The sequence below is a fragment of the Rhodoblastus sp. genome (assembly GCF_052145335.1).
GTDB lineage: Bacteria > Pseudomonadota > Alphaproteobacteria > Rhizobiales > Beijerinckiaceae > Rhodoblastus.
The window spans coordinates 1-4,289 of sequence record NZ_JBKQOU010000178.1 but is presented as its reverse complement, the minus strand read 5'-3'; the positions used below and the strand labels follow the sequence as shown (position 1 = coordinate 4,289).

Annotated in this window: 4 protein-coding genes; 2 read left to right on the top strand and 2 right to left on the bottom strand. The window is 63.6% G+C overall.

What is annotated here, in order from left to right; translation table 11 throughout:
* Nucleotides 1-99: 99 nt before the first annotated feature.
* Nucleotides 100-633 (top strand): fasciclin domain-containing protein, encoded by a 534-nt coding sequence (locus ACLP2E_RS11565; RefSeq protein WP_442466012.1) that lies wholly within the window; start codon nt 100-102, stop codon nt 631-633.
* A gap of 75 nt (nt 634-708) precedes the next feature.
* Here ACLP2E_RS11565 and ACLP2E_RS11560 read toward each other — a convergent pair whose 3' ends face one another.
* Together ACLP2E_RS11560 and bioD are read right to left on the bottom strand one after the other, a co-directional pair.
* Entirely contained in the window at nt 709-1,260 is a 552-nt protein-coding gene (locus tag ACLP2E_RS11560) for a hypothetical protein (RefSeq protein ID WP_442466011.1), read from the bottom strand.
* A 1,113-nt stretch (nt 1,261-2,373) separates the two neighbouring features.
* On the bottom strand, nt 2,374-3,042 hold the full coding sequence (gene bioD / locus ACLP2E_RS11555; RefSeq protein WP_442466010.1) for a dethiobiotin synthase: 669 nt from the start codon (nt 3,040-3,042) through the stop codon (nt 2,374-2,376).
* Nucleotides 3,043-3,064: 22 nt separating this feature from the next.
* Between bioD and ACLP2E_RS11550 the strand changes: the two genes are divergently transcribed.
* The coding region (locus ACLP2E_RS11550) for an adenosylmethionine--8-amino-7-oxononanoate transaminase (protein WP_442466009.1) at nt 3,065-4,289 on the top strand (1,225 nt) is incomplete at its 3' end.

Sequence of the window (4,289 nt, the reverse complement as noted above, 5' to 3'; positions counted from 1 at the left end):
CCGTATCTCCAGTTGAGGCGCACGACAGCCTCTCATCCAAGGAGAACCAACGTGCTTTCCAATCGCTCCCTTCTTCTCGCCTCGGCCCTGACCGTCGCCATGGTCCCCGCCGCCGTTAACTTCATTTCGCCCGCGGCCGCGCAAATGTCGGGAAAAACCGTCATGGTTGGCGGCGCCAGGATGTATCCGTCGAAAAACATCGTGGAGAACGCGGTCAATTCCAAGGACCACACCACCCTCGTCGCGGCGGTGAAGGCCGCCGGGCTGGTCGATACCCTCGAAGGGCCCGGGCCGTTCACGGTTTTCGCGACGACCAACGAAGCCTTCGCCAAACTGCCCAAGGGCACGGTCAACGGACTGTTGCAGCCTGAAAGCAAGCCGACCCTGACCAAGGTTCTGACCTATCACGTGGTTCCCGGCAGGCTGACCGCGGCTGATCTGATGGAGGCGGTCAAGAAGGGCGGCGGGACCGCAACCTACAAGACGGTCGAAGGCGACACGCTCAAGGTCGAGCAGCGCGGCCAGCATCTCGACGTTATCGACGACAAAGGCGACGTCGCCCGCGTCACCATCGCCGATGTCGGCCAGTCCAATGGCGTCATCCATGTCATCAACAAAGTGCTGATGCCCTGAGCTTGGACTCTCCGCCGCCGCGGTCTTCACAGGAGCGCGGCGGTGGCCCGGCGGGGTTGTGGAAGTAGACGAATGTCAGCCGTCGGCCTTGCCAGCGTCTATTTCGACGCGATGGCGCGAGCCTGCCGCATAAGCGTCGACGATTTTTTCATTCCGGTCGACGATACAGGTCATTACCGCCTCGCGCACCTCGTAATGGCCGCCGCGCAGGTAATTGACGCGAATAAGCACCGGCGCGACATAATTGCCTTTAGCGTCGATACTCTCGCGGCCCGCTGAAGCCGCCTCGACCTGCCTTGCGCCTAATTTTGCGGCTTCGCCCGCGACCGTTTGCCGGCAGGTTTCGACCGTATGGTTCGGTTCGGGGCCTTTGGGCAAGGGACGGCCCACCGAAGCCAGCGCCGTTGGCGTTCCGCGAACATAGCCTGTGCCCGGCACGTAGGTTCTGGTGGTCGTTTCTCCATGCGCAACGGATTGCGGCCAAATCGGATCAAGCTGCCAGGGCATCTGCCACGACGCGACCGACGTACCGGGTGTTACCGCTGTCTCTCCCGGAGCAAGGCTCGTGCAGCCCGCCACGAGCAGCGGCGTCGAAAGGCTCGAAACAAGGGCGCAAGCTTTCAACATTGTCTACTCCTCTCCAGCTTGAGGAATCACGCCCACCTGCGGGATCGGCGAACCCGTTGGCGCGGCGCTGACGGATGGTTTCAGCGCTGGCGGAAGGACGAATTTGTGGTGCGCGGGAGGCGCGACGACGACAGGCGTGACGGCTTTGCCTTGCTTCTTCGCGTGTCGAATGGCCTGCGACTTGGTTGGGGCTGGAGGCCGGACGGACGCGGAGTTTCGATGCGTCCCGGCCTTTTCGCCCATGCCGCCGCGAGCCGTGGGCGCCGCTTGACGATGTGGCGGTTCCCGAACCGCGGGCGGCGCTGGCCGGGCTGGCGAAACAAGATCCGACGGCGAAGGCTTCGTCGCCGGGGGCGCCATCGGTTCAGGAGGCGGGACGGTTTCTGGCGCCAATGTCCGGTCGATCGGCTGCGACGGCGCGACAACATCCGGCGCCGGAGGTTCGGGCGCCTGCGGAGCGATCGTTTCGGGCGGCGGAGGCTTCGGCGCCTTCGGGGCCGACGGTTCCCCCGGCAAGACGGTCTCCGCCGGCGCCAATGTCGAGTCGATCGGCGGCGGCGGCGACGGGATTGGCGGAAGTTCGAACGGCGCGGCCGTGAACGGAGGTTGCGGCTTTGGCGAACCAATGGCCGGAGGCAAAGCCAGCGGCCTCCCAGGGCCGGTCACCTCAGACGAAGATCCTGATTCGGATGGAGGCGTAGTCGATTCCAGCTGCGGCTTGGTTGGCGTCGCCGGCGTTGGCGGCTCGCCAAAGGGAGCGCCGGCTGGCTGAACCGGGGCGACCTGCCGCGCAGGCGTCGGAACGACCGTCTGGCCCTGGTCGATGATCCACGTGGCCGCCAAGCCAGAAGCAAAGGCGCTGACGGCGAAAATCGGCACGCGAAAACGGCGGGTCGAACGGCCGAACAAAACACGCCGCTTCGGCCGATAGTGACGAACCGCCGGAATCCAGCGAACGCCGGGTAGCACGAATCTTCCGGGCATGCCTGCCTCTACGAACCCGACGATTTCAATTTGGCATTGTCATCAACCTGAATTCACAGGAAAATTGCATATTGAATGAATTTGCTCTTTTTCAAGCCAAAGCTCTGTCGCCTTGGCGCGATTTCGGGCTCAAGCCAAAAGGGCCGCCAGCTTGGCGCCATCCCCGCCACGCCGCAGTCCGAGCACAGGAAACGGCGCAACCCGGGCGGCTAATTCCGCCAGAGTGTCCTCGAATGCGACGGACGCCGCCGCGCCTTCGTTGACGACGATCGCCGCCAAGTCCGCCCCCTTCATGCGCAAGACCTCGACCGCCGTCAGGGTGTGGCTGAGCGTGCCGAGATAATCGCCGACCACCAGCACCACCGGCGCGCCCACGGCGGCGATCCAGTCGAGCACCGTGCGCTTGTCGTCGAGCGGAACCATCACGCCGCCGACGCCCTCGACCAGGATCAGCTCGGCCTCGCCCCGCAAAAACTCGCGCCCTTGGGCGAAAAGCGCCTCGCAGTCGAGGATTTTTCCCTCGGCGCGCGCCGCCATGTTCGGCGCCAGCGGCGCGGAAAAGCGCCAGGGCGAGATTTTTTCCACATTTTCCGGGGTCGGCGACTCACCCAGTGCGGCGAGGATCGCCCCGGTGTCGCTGGCGGCGATTTCCTGCTTGTCGAAGCCCGAGATTACCGGCTTAGTGGCGGCGACCGTCAGCCCCTTCGCGCGCGCCTGCGCGATCAAGGCCGTGGTGACATAGGTCTTGCCGATGCCGGTGCCGGTCGAAGTGATGAAATAACGTCTCGCCAAACCCATGTCTCTCCGCAGGCCCGTTTAGATGACAGATCTTCTGCAAAATGTCTGGCTTCCCTACACCCAAATGCAGACGGCGAGCCAGCCCTATGAGGCGGTCTCGACTCAAGGCTCGCTGATCCGGCTGCGCGACGGGCGCGAACTTATCGACGGCATCGCCAGCTGGTGGACCGCCTGCCACGGCTACAACCATCCCCATATCAAGGCAGCGCTGCACCGCCAGATCGACGCCATGCCGCACGTAATGTTCGGCGGCCTGGTCCATGAGCCGGCGCTGAAGCTCGCCGAGAGGTTGGCGGCAAAAACGCCTGGCGACCTGAGCCATGTGTTTTTCGTCGACAGCGGCTCGGTCGCGGTCGAAGTGGCAATGAAAATGGCGGTGCAATATCACCTCAATCGCGGCGACGAAGGCCGCAGCCGCATGGTGAGCTTTCGCCATGGCTATCACGGCGACACCATGGCCTGCATGTCCGTCTGCGATCCCGACGAGTCGATGCACGCGTTGTTCAAGCATTACCTGCCAAAACAATTCCTGGCTGAACTACCTGTAAGCAATGAATTAGACGAGGTCTTTAATGTTCTGCTGGAACGTGAGAAAGCCCAGATTGCCGCGGTGCTGATCGAGCCTCTGGTGCAAGGCGCCGGCGGTATGAAGTTCCATTCCGCAGAGGTCCTGCTCCACGTCGCTAGAGCCTGCGAACGGCATGGCGTGTTGTTGATCGCCGACGAGGTTTTCGTCGGCTTCGGGCGGACGGGAAGCTTTTTCGCCTGTGAGCAGGCCGGAATCACGCCTGACATCCTCTGTCTGGGAAAGGGCCTCACCGGCGGCGCCTTGTCGCTCGCCGCGACCATCGCGCGGCCCCACGTCTACGAGGCTTTTCTTTCGAACGATCCGGCCAAGGCGCTGATGCACGGCCCGACTTTCATGGCCAATCCGCTGGCCTGCGCCGCCGCCAACGCCTCGCTCGACCTTTTTGAAACCGAACCGCGGCTGGATCAGGTGGCGCAAATTGAAAGGCTGTTGCGTGCGGGGCTTGAGCCTTGTCGCAACCTTCCAGGCGTCGTCGATGTGCGGGTCAAGGGCGCGATCGGCGTCGTGCAACTGGAGACTCTCGCCGATGCGGCCGCCTTGCGCGCAAAATTCGTCGAAAAGGGCGTCTGGGTGCGCCCCTTCGGCGACATCGTCTATCTGACCCCGGCTTTCACCATATCCGAGGATCAGCTTGCCGCCTTGACCTCGGCCATCTCCT